Origin of the sequence: Dactylosporangium sp. NPDC005555, from assembly GCF_040605635.1 — a bacterium.
GTDB lineage: Bacteria > Actinomycetota > Actinomycetes > Mycobacteriales > Micromonosporaceae > Dactylosporangium.
The window spans coordinates 226,590-241,463 of the sequence record NZ_JBEXDG010000009.1; the positions used below are offsets into that span (position 1 = coordinate 226,590).

The following is a 14,874-nucleotide window of genomic DNA, read 5'->3' on the forward strand; positions in this document are numbered from 1 at the left end:
CGATGAGTGGCGGACCCAGTTGTCGTTGCGCGGTGCTGAGCGCTCGATCTCCATGGGTCCGCCACTCTTCAGTCCGCCGTAACCCCGCAGCGTATGGGCCGCGGTTATGGGCTCGTGCAGCTAATTGACGGTGACGACGCTGGACCTCCGGCGAGGAACCCGAACGTGGTCGTGCCGTTCGCGCCCAGCGCACCGTTCCAGCTCACGTTCTTGACGGTCACCGACGAACTGCTGACGCTCAGCGTGCCGTTCCAGAGCTGGCTGATGGACTGGCCGCCGGCCAGGGTCCAGCGGGCGGTCCAGCCGTTGATCGCCGAGGCTCCGGCGCGGACGGTCACCTCGCCCTGGAACCCGCCCTGCCAGGTGCCGACGGTCCTGTATGTCGCGGTGCAGGCGCCAGGTGCGGGCGGGGTGGTGGTGGACGGCCGGGTGGAGGTGGGCGGTGCGCTGGTGGTGGTTCCCTTGTACTGCGCGGCGACCTGGGCCAGGTCTGTTCCCGATCCTCGCATGTATGACTGCTTCACCCAGGCGGTGAAGGCGGTTTGGGTGGCGGACGACGAGGTGCCCGACCACCGCTCCTCCTTGTCCTGGTCGAAGTAGGCGAGCAGCTTCAGGTCCGGGTAGCGCCCGGACTGCAGGGCGGTGGACATGTCGTTGATCCACTGGGCTTTGTTGCCGCCGTCCTCGCTGGAGCCGACTTCGGCGATCATCACCGGGCGTCGCGGGGCGATGGTGCGGGCTTTGGTGTAGGAGCCGGCGAACATCGACTCGAAGTTCGTCCAGTGGTTGCCCGTCGGGTCCCAGGACGGGCCGTAGCCCCAGTTGTAGCCGTCGATGCCGACCCAGTCGACGTAGGCGTCGCCCGGGTAGGACTGCGCTGGGTCGTTGTAGGAGGCTTCGGGGACGGAGCCGTTGCCGAAGCACCAGATCCATTGGACGTTGGTGGCGCCGGCGGCGACGACGAGGTCGTGGACGCGCCGGTAGGCGCTGACGTAGAGCGCGGGGTTGCTGTTGTTGTTGACGATGCCCCAGGGGTACCAGTTGCCGTTGAACTCGTGTCCCCACCGCACCATGATTGGCGCGCCGACCGCTGCGAACTCCGCGCCGCGGGCCTTGATGTAGCTGTCCCACCTCCCGCTGATGATGTCCTGGAGGTGGATCTGGTTGGGGTCGCTCACGCCGAGCGCTGTGTTCCAGGGCTCCCAGGTGTAATGCAGCACGACGCCCTGGTTCCAGAGGGCCCTGGCCTCAGCGGAGTTGAAGGCATTCCCGGTGCCCCAGCTGTCGAACCACACCGCGCTGGCCGGGGTGACGCCGTATCGGCTGGCGGTGCCCGCCGGGATCTCGGTGGGGCTCGTCTGGCGGAAGATGGCCAGGTACTTCGTTGATGCGTCCGCCGCGGCCGCGCCATGAGCGGGGACGGTCAGCGCCGCACCCAGCAGCAGGACTGCGGCGGTGAAGACCGCCGCAGTTCGGAGGCGTCCGAACTTGATCCAGCGTTGCATGTGTCCTCCAGTGCTTCGACTGCGCGCCATCGTGCGGCTGCGGCAGTCCATCTGGTACCAGAATCAATAGGGCACCCAAGTTTCTGCAGGTAGGCGAACTTTCAGGAACGCAACATTCTGTAAGTTTCTCGAAACATCCAGATACGGCGTCGGGCGTTGGGGGTCTGCATAGACTGCGCCGGTGACATCTACAGGCCCTGACGCAGGCGTAGACCGTCGTCCACGGCGGGAGATGACCGTGGCCCGCATCGCCGAGCTGGCAGGGGTGTCATCACCCACTGTCTCCAAGGTGATCAACGGCCACGCCGGCGTCGCCGCCGACACCCGCCGCCGCATCGAGGAGCTGATCCGCGAGCACGGGTACCAACGCAGCGACCACGTTGCGCCGACCGCGATCCTGGAGGTCGTGTTCCAGTCGCTGGACAGCCTGTGGGCGTTGGAGATCATCCGCGGTGTCGAACAGATCGCCCGGGAACATGACCTGGCCGTCGCGCTCACCGAGATGCAGGGTCGCCTGACCCCCGGTCGAGGGTGGTCCGACCAGGTCCTCGCCCGGCGTCCCGTCGGCGTCATCGCTGTATCCGCCGAGCTGACCAAACGCCAACTGGCCCAGCTGTCCGCCGCGGCCATCCCCCTGGTCGTCCTGGACCCGAGCGGCGAACCCATGCACCAGACACCCTCGGTCGGAGCGATGAACTGGAACGGCGGACTGGCCGCTACCCGCCACCTCATCGACCTCGGTCACCGCCGCATCGCCATGATCAACGGTCCGGATCAGTACCTGTGCTGCCGTGCCCGCCTCGATGGCTACCGCGCCGCCATGGACGCCGCAGGGATACCCGTCGACCCTGCGCTCCTGCGCACGGAACCGCTGTACGTCGACGGTGGTCGATCAGCCGCCCACTACCTGCTGCAGTTGCCCGACCCGCCGACCGCCGTCGTCACCGCCAACGATCTGCAGGCCATCGGCGTCTATGAAGCCGCACACCAGACCGGAGTCCGCGTTCCCAAGGATCTCAGCGTTGTCGGTTTCGACGACCTCGCGTTCGTGCAATGGTCGACACCGCCGCTGACAACGGTCCGCCAGCCGCTCGCCGACATGGGCGCCGCCGCAGCGAAGCTCGTGATGACCCTTGCCGCGGGCCGGCGACCCGAGCACTCCCGAATCGAACTGCCGACCACCCTCATCACGCGCCAAAGCACCGCACCCCCACGCCGGCGATGACGCCGATCCCCAGATCAGCGGTTTGCTGGTCAGGTCGACGTCGCCAGCCGCATCGGCGCGCAGCTCAGCACCGTCGAGCAGGTCGTCCACCGCCTGGCCGTAACGCTGCGTCCACCCGCTGCGGACCAATCGATCCGGTTCGACGGGGCTGCGGACGGCGGCGACGCGTGCTTTCCCCGGCCTGATCGAGGCGCTGGTTGTCGAGCGGACGCCGTCGGCGGGTGACTCGGGCTGAACTACAGTGGGGCCCCGTCCCGCCCGGTGATGTTTTGGAGGCCTCCGGTGCCCGCAGCCAACCGCGACTCGACCTCGACGCAGTACGAGCGGCTGCGCGCCGAGATCGTCAGCGGGAAACTCGCACCGGGCACCGTGCTGCTCGAGACGTTGCTGTCCGAGCGGCTCGGCGTGTCGCGGACGCCGGTGCGCGAGGCGCTGGCCCTGCTGGAGCGGGACGGGCTGCTGGAGCGGGAGCGCCGCGGTTACCGGGTGCGGATGCGCAGCCCGGAGGAGCTGCTGGAGATCTACGAGGCGCGGATCGCGCTGGAGTCGACGTGCGCGGCGGGGGCCGCCGCCCGGCGCTCGGCGTACGATTTGGCGCGGCTCGCGCACCTGGGTCGTGAGGCGCGCGCCGCCACCGACCCGACGCGGCTGCGTGAGCTGCACGCGGCCTGGCACAAGGCACTGCGCGCGGCGGCCGGTAACGCCACGATCATCGATCTGCTGGAGCGGCTGGACTCGATGCTGGCGGTCTACGACGCCGAGGAGCCGACCCTGGCCGACCAGGAGATCGCCGGCGACGAGCACGAGCGGATCGTCGCCGCGATCGAGGCCGGTGACGCCGAGGAGGCCAGCCGGGCGACCGTGGCGCACCTGGGCCGGGCCCGCGAGGCGCGGCTGGCGAAGCTCGCCTCCTCCTCCTGAGCTGGGCTGAGTTCAGCAAGACAGGTCACAGCGGGGGACTCTTGCCGCTACGTCGACGCGTGTATACGCTCGCACTGATTTCCTAGCAAGCACGTCTGAAAAGGGGAGTAACCATGTCTCGCAGGCTGGTCGTGGCGGCAGCGTCGGTGGCGCTCGTCGCCGCCTGCAGCGCCACCGGTACTCCCGGCGACGGTGCCGCCTCCGGAACACCCGTGCGCGGCGGCACGGTCGTGTTCGCCACCGACGTCGAACCGACCTGCCTCGACCCTGCCGCGCCGAGCCAGATCGCCACCCAGATCCTGCAGCGCAACGTCTATGACTCGCTGATCTTCCAAGACGTCAAGGGTGCCTTCCATCCGTGGCTCGCGAAATCCTGGGACGTCTCCGCCGACGGCACCACCTATACGTTCCACCTGCGTGACGACGTGACCTTCCACGACGGCGCGAAGCTCGACGCGACGGCCGCGAAGGCCACCTTCGAGCACTTCGTCGACCCGGCCACCAAGGCGCCGCTGGCCGGTTCGCTGCCGTTCGGCTCCGCGACCGCCACCGACCCCGGCACGCTGGTGATCAAACTCAAGTCGCCGTTCGCGCCGTTCCTGCAACTCGTGTCGTTTTCGGTGCTGGGCATCCAGTCGCCGGCCGCGCTGGCCAAGGGGCAGGCGGCACTGTGCGCGGGCGGCCCGAACGCCGTCGGCACCGGACCGTTCACCTCCGCCGCCTACACCAAGGGGCAAAGCCTCACGCTGGCCCGGTACGACGCCTACAACTGGCCGCCGGAGGGCTCGCCGCACCAGGGAGCGGCCTATCTGGACAAGGTCGAGGTCCGGTTCCTGCCGGAGAGCGCGATCCGGGTCGGCGCGGTCAGCAGCGGACAGGCCCAGCTCGCAGCCAACGTGCCCCCGGTCACCGCGGCCGCGTTCGAGGCCGGCGGCGGGGTGCGGATCCTCAGCGCCGCCGCGGCCGGCACCCCGTTCACCGCCTACCTCAACACCAAACGGGGACCGTTCGACGACATCAAGGTGCGCCAGGCGTTCCAGCGCGGCATCGACATCGATAACATCGTCAAGTCGGTCTACGCCGGCCGCTTCCCGCGGGCCTGGAGCCCGCTCACGCCGAGCACGCCGTACTCCTACGACAGCTCCCTCGAGGGCAGCTGGCCGCAGGACGTGACCCTCGCCAACCGCCTGCTCGACGAGGCCGGCTGGGCGCAGAAGGACGCCCAGGGGTACCGCACCAAGGACGGCAGACGCCTGACGGTGGTGTGGACGCAGAACAGCACCGTCATGCGGGAGCAGCGTGATGTCGTGGCGCAGGCGATCGCCGACAACGCCAAGAAGCTGGGCTTCGAGGTGACGCTGCAGGGCCTGGACGCCGGCACGTTCGCCTCCCGCGCCCGGGCCGGCGACTACGACATCACCGACCAGAGCAACCAGCGCGCGGACCCCGACATGCTGTTCAACGTATGGTCGTCGAAGTTCCTGGCGACCAAGGGCGGCGCCAACTACGCCAACGTCGACGCCCCGCAGGTCGACGGCTGGCTCACCCAGGGCCTGACCGCGCTGCGGCAGGAGGACCGCCCCGCTGCCTACAAGCCGCTGCAACGCTGGGTCATCGACAACGCCGCCGCCGTGCCGATCTACGTCCCGCAGTACCTGCTCGGCGCGTCGAACACCGTGCAGGGCACGCAGTTCACGGTGTCGGGCTACCCCGACTCGTTCTACACCGTGTGGCGCACCAGGTGAGCGCCGGCTGGGAGGCGTGGCTGGCCGCGCGACTGGAGGAGGCGGCCGGGCCGGCCGGCCACGTCGCCCTCACCGGCACCCACACCGTCTTCGAGCCGCTGGTCCTCGACGGCGTGCCCGGCACCTGGGGCGTGGACGGCGGGCGGCTCACCGTCACCGTGGCGCCGGACGCGCCGCTCACCCGGGACGGCGTCGCCCTCGCCGGCACGTCCTATGTGGACGGCGACCTCGAGGCGCCGGGCGTGACGATCCGGACGTTCGTCCGGGACGGCACGCCGGTGGTGCGCACCTACGAGCACGCGGCGCCGGCCCGGGCCGAGTTCGGCGGGATCGACCGTTACCCCTACGACGAGCGGTGGCGGGTGCCGGCGGTGTTCGAGCCGTTCGCCGCGCCGGCGGCGACCGCGGTGCCGTACCAGCGCGACGACGTGGTCCGCGAACATGTCGTCCCCGGCGAGCTGACATTCGTCCTCGCCGGCACGCCGCATCGGGTGCGCGCGTTCGAGGGCCACGACGGGTTGTGGTTCGTGTTCGCCGACGCGACGACCGGGGTGAGCACGTACCGCCCCGGGCGTTTTGTCGAGGCACTGCGCGCCGGCGACGGCTGGGTCGTGGACTTCAACCGGGCGTACCTGCCGCCGTGCGCGTTCTCCGGCTGGTACAACTGCCCGCTGCCGCCCCGGGAGAACGTGCTGTCGAGCGCGGTGGAGGCGGGCGAGAGGTCGGTGCTGGGCCGTGCCCATCCGGCGTGACGCCAGCCGCCTCGCCCGCCGTGCGGTGATCGCGGTGGTGCAGCTGTGGGGCGCGGCGACGCTGTGCTTCGTCATGCTGCACCTGATCCCGGGCGACCCGGTCGACATCATCATGGGCAACCAGGCACTGGTGTCGCCGGAGTTCAAGGAGCAGGTCCGCGTCGAGTACGGGCTGACCGACCCGGTCGCCGTGCAGTACGCCCGGCTGCTGGGTGACCTGGCCCGCGGCGATCTCGGCACCTCCTACCAGTTGCAGCGGCCGGTCTGGGACGCGCTCACCGAACAGCTGCTGCCGACCGTACAGCTCGCCGTCGCGGCGTTGCTGCTGGCGGTACTGCTGGCGGTGGGCGCGGCGGTCCTCGTGCCGGAGCGGCACCGCCTCGCCCGGCTGCTGTTCTCCGGCTTCGAGATGGTCGCCGTCTCGCTGCCCCAGTACTGGCTGGGCGTCCTGCTCATCACCTTCCTGTCGCTGCGCTGGCACGTCTTCCCGGTGATCGAGGCCGGCACCTGGCGCAGCCTCGTACTGCCGGCCGTCGCGGTGGCCCTGCCGGTCGCCGGGACGCTCGGGCAGGTGCTGCGTGAGGAGATGGACACCGCGCTCGGCCAGCCGTTCGTCACCTCGGCACGGGCGCGTGGCGCCGGTGAACTGGCCGTGCGGACCGGGCACGCGCTGCGGCACTGCCTGGTGCCGGCCACCACGCTCACCGGCTGGTTCGTCGGGGGCCTCCTCGGCGGGTCGGTCCTCATCGAGCAGGTCTTCGGCCGGCCCGGGCTCGGGCAGGTGACGCTGACCGCGGTGACGAACAAGGACGTCCCGATGGTCACCGGCGTGGTGATGCTGTCCGCCGCGGTGTACGTGGTGCTGAACCTGCTCGTCGAGCTGTCGTACCTCGTCGTCGACCCGAGGCTGCGTCGCGATGGCCGCTAGGTTCACCCGCCGGCTGCCGGTCGCGGCCGTCGCGGCGGCGCTCGTGATCCTCGTCGTCACGGCCGCGGCGGTGTGGCCGCAGCTGTTCACCGGCCACGACCCGAACACGACCGATCCGCTGGCCTCGTTCCACCCGCCGGGCGGGGACCATCCGTTCGGCACCGACCAGCTCGGCCGGGACCTGTTCACCCGCGCCGTCTACGGCGCGCGGCACTCGTTGCGGATCGCGGCCGGCGCCACGCTGGTCGCGCTGCTCGTCGCGGTCCCGGTCGGGGTGCTCGCCGCGCTCGGCGGCCGGCTGGCCGACACGGTCCTCAGCCGGGTGCTCGACGTGCTGCTGGCGTTCCCGGCGCTGCTGCTGGCCCTGGTCGTGGTGACGATCGTCGGACGGGGCGAGCTGAGCCTGCTCGTCGCCATCGGGCTGGCCGACATGCCCGGCTACGCGCGGCTGCTGCGCTCGCGGCTGCTCGTGGTGCGCCGCGCCGGCTACGTCGAGGCGGCCACCGGCCTCGGCGTCGGGCCGTGGACCTCGCTCCGGCGGCACATCCTGCCCAACGCGATCGGCCCGCTGCTCGTGACGGCCACGCTCGGGCTCGGGGTGGCGATCATCTTCGCGTCCGGACTGAGCTTCCTCGGGCTGGGCACGCAAGCACCGACGCCGGAGTGGGGCGCGATGCTCGCCGAGGGTCGCTCCACGCTGGCCGTCGCCTGGTGGGCCGGGGTCTTCCCGGGCCTGCTGATCACCGTCACCGCCGTCGCGGTGACCGTCCTCGGCCGGGAACTGCGCACCCGCTTCGGCGTCGGCGCGGTCCGCGGCGGCCGATGACCACCGGAGAGGGATGACATTGCAGACGGACCGGTACGGGCAGACGGTGTCCACCGACGACCCGCAGGCCGCGGCGGCCTACTTCGAGGCCGTCGATGAGTTCCTGGCCCTGGACGACTCCGCCGTCGACGGCTTCGACCGCGCCGTCACCCTGGACCCGGGCCTCGCCGTCGCACACCTCGGCCTGGGCCTGAGCCTCGCATCGGCGGGCCGCGACGCAGAGGCCCGGGAGGCGTTCACCGCCGCGGTCCGGCTGCGCCGCGAACGGCCGGACCGGCTCACCGCGCGTGAGGCCCGGCAGATCGATCTCGTCACGGCGCCGCCGGCGCACCTGGCGGCGTTCGCTGAGCACCTCGACCGCCACCCCGGCGACCTGCTCGTGCTCGGCTTCGCCGCGGGGCTGCTCAGCACGCGGCGGATCGCCGCCGGCACCGGCCGGGACGGGGTGCTCGGCCTCGCCGCCCGCTCCAGCGCCGCGTTCCCGGACGACTGGGCACTTGCCGGGATCTGCTCGCTGGAGTTCGAGGAGGCATGGCAGTTCGCCGCGGCCGAGACGGCCGCCGAGCTGTCCCTGCGCGATCGGCCGGACAACCGGGCCGCCTGCCACGGATACGTCCACGTCCTGCACGAAACCGGACGCATCGCGACGGCGGAATCGTTCCTGGCCGGCTGGTTCGACACCCGCCACCCCCGCTCGCCGCTGCAGACCCACCTGCGCTGGCACCACACGCTCGTCGCACTGGAGAACGACGACGCGGACCTCGGCCTGCATCGCTACCACGCCGCCCTCGACCCGCGGGTCTCCAACCGGCGGACGACCCTGGTGGACAGCGCCGCCGTGCTGTGGCGGCTGCGGATCGACGGCCGCCAGGATCTTCCCTGGTCGCCGGTGGCCGAACTGGCCCGCACGCAGGTCGGCGCCGCGCGCACCGGGCTGTTCGACGTCCACGCGGCGCTCGCCCTCGCGCTCGCCGACCGCGCCGCGCTGGACACCCTCCGCGCCGCGTGGCGGGCCGAGACCGCCCGCCCCAACCGCGACGTCGTCCTCGCCGTCCTCGACGGTGTCGCCGCCCACGGCGAGGGCCGCTACGACGAGGCCGCGCAGCACATCGGCGGCGTGCTGTCGGCGGTGAGCCTGGTCGGCGGCAGCCGCCTGCAGCAGGACATCGTCGTCGACACGCTGTGCGACGCGCTGGCCCGCAGCGGCGACCCGGCCCGGGCCGCGGACATCCTGGAGGACCGCAAACGGCGTCGCCGGTCGAGGCGCGATGAGCGCTGGATCGCCGCGCTGCGGGCACAATCCACGGCGGCGGACCGGTGAACACACCCGCGGTCCTGACGGCCGAGGACCTACGCGTGACCTTCCGCGCCCGCGGTGGCACCGTCGAGGCGGTCCGCGGCATCGGCTTCACCCTGCACGCGGGGCAGTGCCTGGCGATCGTCGGGGAGTCCGGGTCCGGCAAGAGCGCCACCGCCCGGGCGCTGCTCGGCCTGGCCGGCTCGAACGCCACCGTGACGGCCGGCGCGCTGCGGCTGTCCGGGCGGGACCTGACCGCGCTGTCGGAACGACAGTGGCGCCAGGTCCGCGGCCGCGACATCGGCCTGGTCCTGCAGGATGCCCTCGGCTCGCTCAACCCGCTGCACCGGGTGCGCCAGGACGTCGGCGAGCCCCTGCGCCGGCATCGGCTGATCCCGCGCGGCCTGCGCGAGGCGCGGGTGGTCGGCGCGCTCGCCGACGCCGGTGTTCCCGAACCGTCGCTGCGCGCCGAGCAGTACCCGCACCAGCTCTCCGGCGGCCTGCGGCAACGAGCGCTGATCGCCTCCGCGGTGATCGCGGCGCCGCCGGTCCTCGTCGTCGACGAGCCCACGACCGCGCTCGACGTGACGGTCCAGGCACAGGTGCTGACACTGCTGGAAGAGCTCAGGGCGGGCGGCACCGCGCTGCTGATGATCAGTCACGACCTGGCCGTGGTGGGCCGGATGGCCGACCACATCCTGGTGATGCGCGACGGGGTGATCGTCGAGACCGGCACCCCGCAGGCCGTGCTCGGCGCCGCCCGGCACGCCTACACCCGGCAGCTGCTGGCCGCGGTGCCCTCGGCGCGCCCGCGCCGGGCCACCGCCGGCCGCGTGGGGGAGACGCTCCTGGACGTGCGCGGGGTGACCAAGCGCTACCCCCGGCCGGACGGGACCCTGCGCGACGCCGTCCACGACGTGTCGTTCACGGTGGCGGGCGGCCGCACCCTCGGCATCGTCGGCGAGTCCGGCTCCGGCAAGAGCACCGTGGCACGCATCGCGCTCGGCCTGCTACGACCCGAGTCCGGCGAGGTCCGCTTCGCCGGTGCGGCGTGGAGCGCCCTGCCGGAACGGCAGCGCCGCCCGCGACGCGGCCGGATCCAGCTCATCCACCAGGACCCGCTCAACTCATTCGACCCGCGGTTCACCACCGGGCAGGTCGTCAGCGAGGCGCTGCACGGTGTCCCCGACCCGGCCGAGCGCCGCCGCCGCGTCGCCGAGCTGCTGGACACCGTCGGCCTGCCGGCGTCACTCGCCGAGCGCCGCCCGGCGGAGATGTCCGGCGGCCAGCGGCAGCGCGTGGCCATCGCCCGGGCCCTGGCACCTGGGCCGGACCTGCTGGTCTGCGACGAGCCGGTGTCGGCACTGGACGTGTCGATCCAGGCGCAGATCCTCGACCTGCTCGCCGAGCTCCAGGCGGCTCGCGGTCTGGCGATGCTGTTCATCTCCCACGATCTCGGCGTCATCCGGTACCTCAGCGACGACGTGCTCGTCATGAAGGACGGCGACGTCGTTGAACGCGGACCGGTCGAGGACGTTTTCGAACGCCCGCAGCACCCCTACACCCGGCAATTGCTCGCTGCGGTGCCGCGACTCCCGACGTACTGAGGCAGCGGACGGCGACCTGCCGGCGGCGACTGTCGATCAACGAAGAGCGCTCAACGGCGGGAGGCCGAGGTTGTGCGCAGGATGGGCCCCAGGTGGTCGTCCTTGAACATCAGTTGATCCGCGAACATCCGTCGAACGGCCGGGCCCGGTTGACCGGAACATTCCCGATCGTCCGGCGGCCCCGCCGTCGGTTGCGGTGCCGCTTGGCCCAGGCTGTGAGTTCCAGCAGTGACCTGTGCAGCTCTCCTGCAGGTGTGGTCCTCGATCGGCGACCCTGGTCAGGTCAGCCTGGTTTAAGTCGGCGCCGGCTCGGTAGAGAGGGCTCAGCGGCGGCCTAGGGGGAGTGCGGATGTTGAAGGGCTTCAAGAACTTCCTGATGCAGGGCGACCTGATCATCGTTGCTGTGGGTCTGGTGGTCGCGTTGGCCTTCAGTACCTTGATCAAGGCCTTCACCGACAGCGTCATCACGCCGCTGGTCAACGCGCTGGCGGGCGGCGGCGCGACGGGGCAGGGTATCGGCTGGACGGTGAACGGCCAGCGGATCGACCTGGGGGCCTTCATCGGCGCCCTCATCTACTTCATCATCTTCATGGCCGTCATCTATTTCCTGATCGTGGTGCCGTACCGGGCGTACATGCAGAAGCGCGGCAGAACGGTGTTCGGGGACCCGCCCCCGACGAAGACCTGCCCGAGCTGCCGGATGGAGGACGTGCCGGCGGGCGCGGTCCGCTGCCCGCACTGCACCACGGAACTCGCCACAGCCTGAGCCACTCCTGACGGGCCTCCGTCGGTCGCGGCGTGGGCCGACGCGGGAAGGTGGCGTCGCGGTGCGAGTAGGAGCGGGACGGGGCACGTGCGGGCCGGGTAGGTGTGACGTGATCGTGTGCCGGGTGATGGAACGCGCCGCAGCCGCACCGGCTCCACCGGGGCAGGATCGCCCGGGTGGAGCAGGACGAGGGTGGGCTCACCCACCGGCAGATCATGATGGTGTTCTCGAGCCTGATGTCGGGCACGTTCGTGGCCGCGCTGGACCAGAACGTCGTCACCACGGCACTGCCGACGATCGTGTCCGACCTCGGCGGGCTGACGTACCTGTCGTGGGTCGTGACCGCGTACCTGCTGGCGTCGACCGTCTCCACCCCGCTGTTCGGCAAGCTCGGCGACCTGTACGGGCGGAAACCGCTGTTCCAGATCGCGATCGGCGTCTTCCTCGTGGGGTCGGTGCTGTCCGGGCTGGCGCAGACGATGACGCAGCTCGTCGCCTTCCGGGCGGTGCAGGGGGTCGGCGCCGGGGGCGTGCTCGTCTGCGCCCAGGCCATCATCGGTGACCTGCTGGCACCGGCGACCCGCGGGCGCTACCAGGGATACATCGGTGCGGTCTGGGCGTTCGCCTCGGTGGTGGGCCCGCTCGTCGGCGGGGTGCTGACCGAGCACCTGTCATGGCGGTGGCCGTTCTTCCTGAACCTGCCGATCGGCGTCGCGGCGCTCGTCATCACCTGGCGGGTGCTGCGGCTCCCGGCCCGGCGGACGGCGGCACGGGTCGACTGGCTCGGTGCGGTGCTGCTGTCGGTCGCGGCGGCCGGGCTCGTGCTCCTGACCACGTGGGCCGGCAGGGGGCGTAATTTCGCCGACCTGGGTGTGATGCTGCCCGGCGTCGTGGCGCTCGTCGGGGTCGTCGGCTGCTTCCTGCTCGTCCAGACCCGGGTCGCCGAGCCAGTGCTGCCGCTGCGGATGTTCCGCGCGTCGGTGTTCCGGCTCGCCTGCGGCACCGCGTTCCTGGTCGGGTTCGGCACGCTCGGCGCCGTCACGTTCCTGCCGCTGTACCTCCAGATCGTCGATGGCGCGTCCCCGACCGTGTCCGGGCTGAAGATGATCCCGGTGATGGTCTGCCTCGTGCTGGCGTCGGTGAGCTCCGGCAGGCTGCTGGCCCGGCACGGGCGGTACCGGGCGTTCCCGGTGGCGGGCACGGCGCTGATGACCGCGGGCCTGCTGGTGATGTCCACGATGACGGTGACGTCACCGTACTGGTTCCAGGCGCTCGGCATGGCGTGCCTCGGGCTCGGCCTGGGTGCGGTGATGCAGATCCTCCTGCTGGCCGGGCAGAACGCCGTCCGGGCCGGGGACCTCGGGGTGGCGACGTCGACGTTCGCGTTCGTCAGGTCCGTCGGCGCCTCGATCGGGGTGTCGTTCTTCGGCGCGGTGTTCGCCGGGCACCTGGACGCGGCGCTGCGCGACCGGCAGCCGCAGGACGCGGCGTTCGCGGCGGCGTTGCACGAGGTGTTCCTGGTGGCCACGGTGGTGATGGCGGCCGGCTTCCTGCTGACGCTGTTCATCCGGGAAGTGCCGTTGCGGGCCAGGATCGCGCCCGATCCGCTGCTCGAATGAGGCTGGGGGTGACCTCACATCGGGTCGGCGTCCTCGGTCGCCAGGCCGTACACGCTGACCCGCCCGCGATGGTCGGCCGGTGTCGCCCGCCCGGCCCGCGCGACCGGGGCAGCCCACGAGAGGTCGTCGTCGTGCCAGGGTAGCCCGCCGAGGGCGTGGACCATCCGGTCTCGTTCGCTCCGCAGATACCGGAGTTCCGGCGTGACGAACTGCGCCGCGAACACGAGGTCGCCCTCGTTCTCCCGGTGCTCGTCATCGACCACCACCACAGGACGGCCCGTCGCGATGGCGGCCACGGCGTCGGGGATGGCGGCGAAGATTGCCATCGCGTCACCATATGCACGCTTTCCGCGGGCGGGCATCGGCCGAACGTCCGTTCAGTGCACGGCCGCGCGGCGCGACCTGGTGTGACCGTGCCGCTCATCGGGACCGGCCGCTTTACAAGATCGGGGCGTCTTTGGAGAGTGAGCCAAGCGCGGTTCTCATCCGTACCGCCGCAGAGCTTCAGGAGGTCGGCCATGAGCCCGGAGGACATGCTGGACAAGGCTCGCGCGCTCGCACCGGCGCTACGTGAACGAGCATTCGCCGCCGAGAACGCCCGCCGGATCCCGGACGAGACCATCGCCGAGCTGAAGGCCGCCGGTCTGTTCCGCATGCTGCAACCCGCGATGTACGGCGGGTTCGAGTATGACCCGCAGACCTTCATGGAGGCCGCGATGATCATCGGCGCGGCCTGCCCGTCGACCGGCTGGGTGTTCGCCGTCGTCGGGGTGCACAACTGGCAGGTCGGCCTGATGCCGCAACAGGCGCAGGAGGACGTCTGGGGTGCCGGCCAGGACACGCTCATCAGCTCCTCGTACACCCCGCGGGGCTCGGTGCGCATCGTCGAGGGCGGGTACCGGATCAGCGGGCGCTGGTCGTTCTCGTCCGGATCCGACCACTGCTCGTGGGTGATCCTGGGCGGCGCGGCGACCGAGGCGGACGGCACCGTGCGCCGGCTGTGCTTCCTGCTGCCGCGCACGGACTACACCGTCGACGACGTGTGGAACGTGGTGGGGCTGCGCGGCACCGGCAGCAATGACGTCGTCGTCGAGGACGCGTTCGTCCCGGAGCACCGCACGCACCCGTTCACGTCGGGCAGTGTCACCAGCGACTCGCCCATCTTCGCCCTGCCGTTCGGTTCGGTGTTCAGCTACGGCATCACGGCGCCCCTGCTCGGCGCCGCACAGGGTGCCCTCGATGAGCACATCTCCTGGACCGCCGAACGGACCCGCATCTCGAAGGGTTCACGGGTCGCGGAGGAGCCGTTCTCCCAGGCCCGCGTCGCCGAGGCGGCCGGTGAGCTGGACGGTGCCCGGCTGCAGATGATGCGCAACTTCGACGAGATGCTGACGCTGGCCCGTGACGGCAAGGAACTGCCGATCGAGCTGCGCGCCCGCTGCCGCCGCGACCAGGTCCGTGCCACGCACCTCGCTGCCTCGGCCGTCGACCGGGTCTTCACCAACTCCGGCGGCCGGGTGCTGCACGAACGCAACCCGATCCAGCGGGCCTGGCGCGACATCCACGCCGGCAGCCTGCACAACAGCAACGTCGCCGAGCCGATCCTGATGGCCTATGGCGCGCACCAGTTCGGCCTCTCCATCGCCGACCAGGGCATTTAGCTTGCTACGTTCACCCATTGGA

At 71.3% G+C, this 14,874-nt stretch carries 12 protein-coding genes and 1 pseudogene; 11 read left to right on the top strand and 2 right to left on the bottom strand.

Going from position 1 to position 14,874, the window contains the following annotated elements; genetic code table 11:
• Positions 1-104: 104 nt before the first annotated feature.
• Positions 105-1,505 (bottom strand): cellulose binding domain-containing protein, encoded by a 1,401-nt coding sequence (locus ABZS58_RS13445; RefSeq protein ID WP_354780952.1) that lies wholly within the window; start codon positions 1,503-1,505, stop codon positions 105-107.
• Between the two features lie 232 nt (positions 1,506-1,737).
• Here ABZS58_RS13445 and ABZS58_RS13450 point away from each other — a divergent pair, with 232 nt between their 5' ends.
• The 10 genes from ABZS58_RS13450 to ABZS58_RS13495 all read left to right on the top strand — a co-directional run bounded on the left by ABZS58_RS13450 (position 1,738) and on the right by ABZS58_RS13495 (position 13,191).
• Positions 1,738-2,730, top strand: a complete 993-nt coding sequence (locus ABZS58_RS13450) for a LacI family DNA-binding transcriptional regulator (protein ID WP_354780954.1) — start codon at positions 1,738-1,740, stop codon at positions 2,728-2,730.
• 282 nt (positions 2,731-3,012) lie between these two features.
• Positions 3,013-3,651: a GntR family transcriptional regulator gene (locus tag ABZS58_RS13455; protein ID WP_354780956.1), complete on the top strand. Its 639-nt coding sequence runs from the start codon at positions 3,013-3,015 to the stop codon at positions 3,649-3,651.
• Between the two features lie 113 nt (positions 3,652-3,764).
• Complete coding sequence (locus ABZS58_RS13460; protein WP_354780958.1) at positions 3,765-5,396, top strand: ABC transporter substrate-binding protein; 1,632 nt, start codon at positions 3,765-3,767, stop codon at positions 5,394-5,396.
• A complete protein-coding gene (locus ABZS58_RS13465; protein WP_354780960.1) occupies positions 5,381-6,148 on the top strand; it encodes a DUF1684 domain-containing protein in 768 nt (255 codons plus the stop codon). The genes ABZS58_RS13460 and ABZS58_RS13465 overlap by 16 nt, the downstream gene beginning before the upstream one ends.
• Complete coding sequence (locus ABZS58_RS13470) at positions 6,132-7,076, top strand: ABC transporter permease (RefSeq protein WP_354780962.1); 945 nt, start codon at positions 6,132-6,134, stop codon at positions 7,074-7,076. Before ABZS58_RS13465 ends, ABZS58_RS13470 begins: the two co-directional genes overlap by 17 nt.
• Positions 7,066-7,902: an ABC transporter permease gene (locus tag ABZS58_RS13475; protein ID WP_354780964.1), complete on the top strand. Its 837-nt coding sequence runs from the start codon at positions 7,066-7,068 to the stop codon at positions 7,900-7,902. The genes ABZS58_RS13470 and ABZS58_RS13475 overlap by 11 nt, the downstream gene beginning before the upstream one ends.
• Positions 7,903-7,915: 13 nt before the next feature.
• Positions 7,916-9,223 (top strand): hypothetical protein, encoded by a 1,308-nt coding sequence (locus ABZS58_RS13480; RefSeq protein ID WP_354780966.1) that lies wholly within the window; start codon positions 7,916-7,918, stop codon positions 9,221-9,223.
• On the top strand, positions 9,220-10,806 hold the full coding sequence (locus ABZS58_RS13485) for an ABC transporter ATP-binding protein (protein ID WP_354780968.1): 1,587 nt from the start codon (positions 9,220-9,222) through the stop codon (positions 10,804-10,806). The genes ABZS58_RS13480 and ABZS58_RS13485 overlap by 4 nt, the downstream gene beginning before the upstream one ends.
• Positions 10,807-11,155: 349 nt before the next feature.
• Positions 11,156-11,572 (top strand): MscL family protein, encoded by a 417-nt coding sequence (locus ABZS58_RS13490; RefSeq protein ID WP_354780970.1) that lies wholly within the window; start codon positions 11,156-11,158, stop codon positions 11,570-11,572.
• A gap of 176 nt (positions 11,573-11,748) precedes the next feature.
• A complete protein-coding gene (locus ABZS58_RS13495) occupies positions 11,749-13,191 on the top strand; it encodes an MDR family MFS transporter (RefSeq protein ID WP_354780972.1) in 1,443 nt (480 codons plus the stop codon).
• Between the two features lie 191 nt (positions 13,192-13,382).
• Here the strand turns inward: ABZS58_RS13495 and ABZS58_RS13500 are convergent.
• Positions 13,383-13,517, bottom strand: a pseudogene (locus tag ABZS58_RS13500) (3,4-dihydroxy-2-butanone-4-phosphate synthase); the annotation flags it as partial.
• A gap of 192 nt (positions 13,518-13,709) precedes the next feature.
• Here ABZS58_RS13500 and hsaA point away from each other — a divergent pair.
• Positions 13,710-14,852 carry a 3-hydroxy-9,10-secoandrosta-1,3,5(10)-triene-9,17-dione monooxygenase oxygenase subunit gene (hsaA, locus tag ABZS58_RS13505; protein WP_354780974.1) on the top strand — a complete coding sequence of 381 codons (1,143 nt, stop codon included), beginning with the start codon at positions 13,710-13,712 and terminating at the stop codon, positions 14,850-14,852.
• The last annotated feature ends 22 nt before the right edge of the window (positions 14,853-14,874 follow it).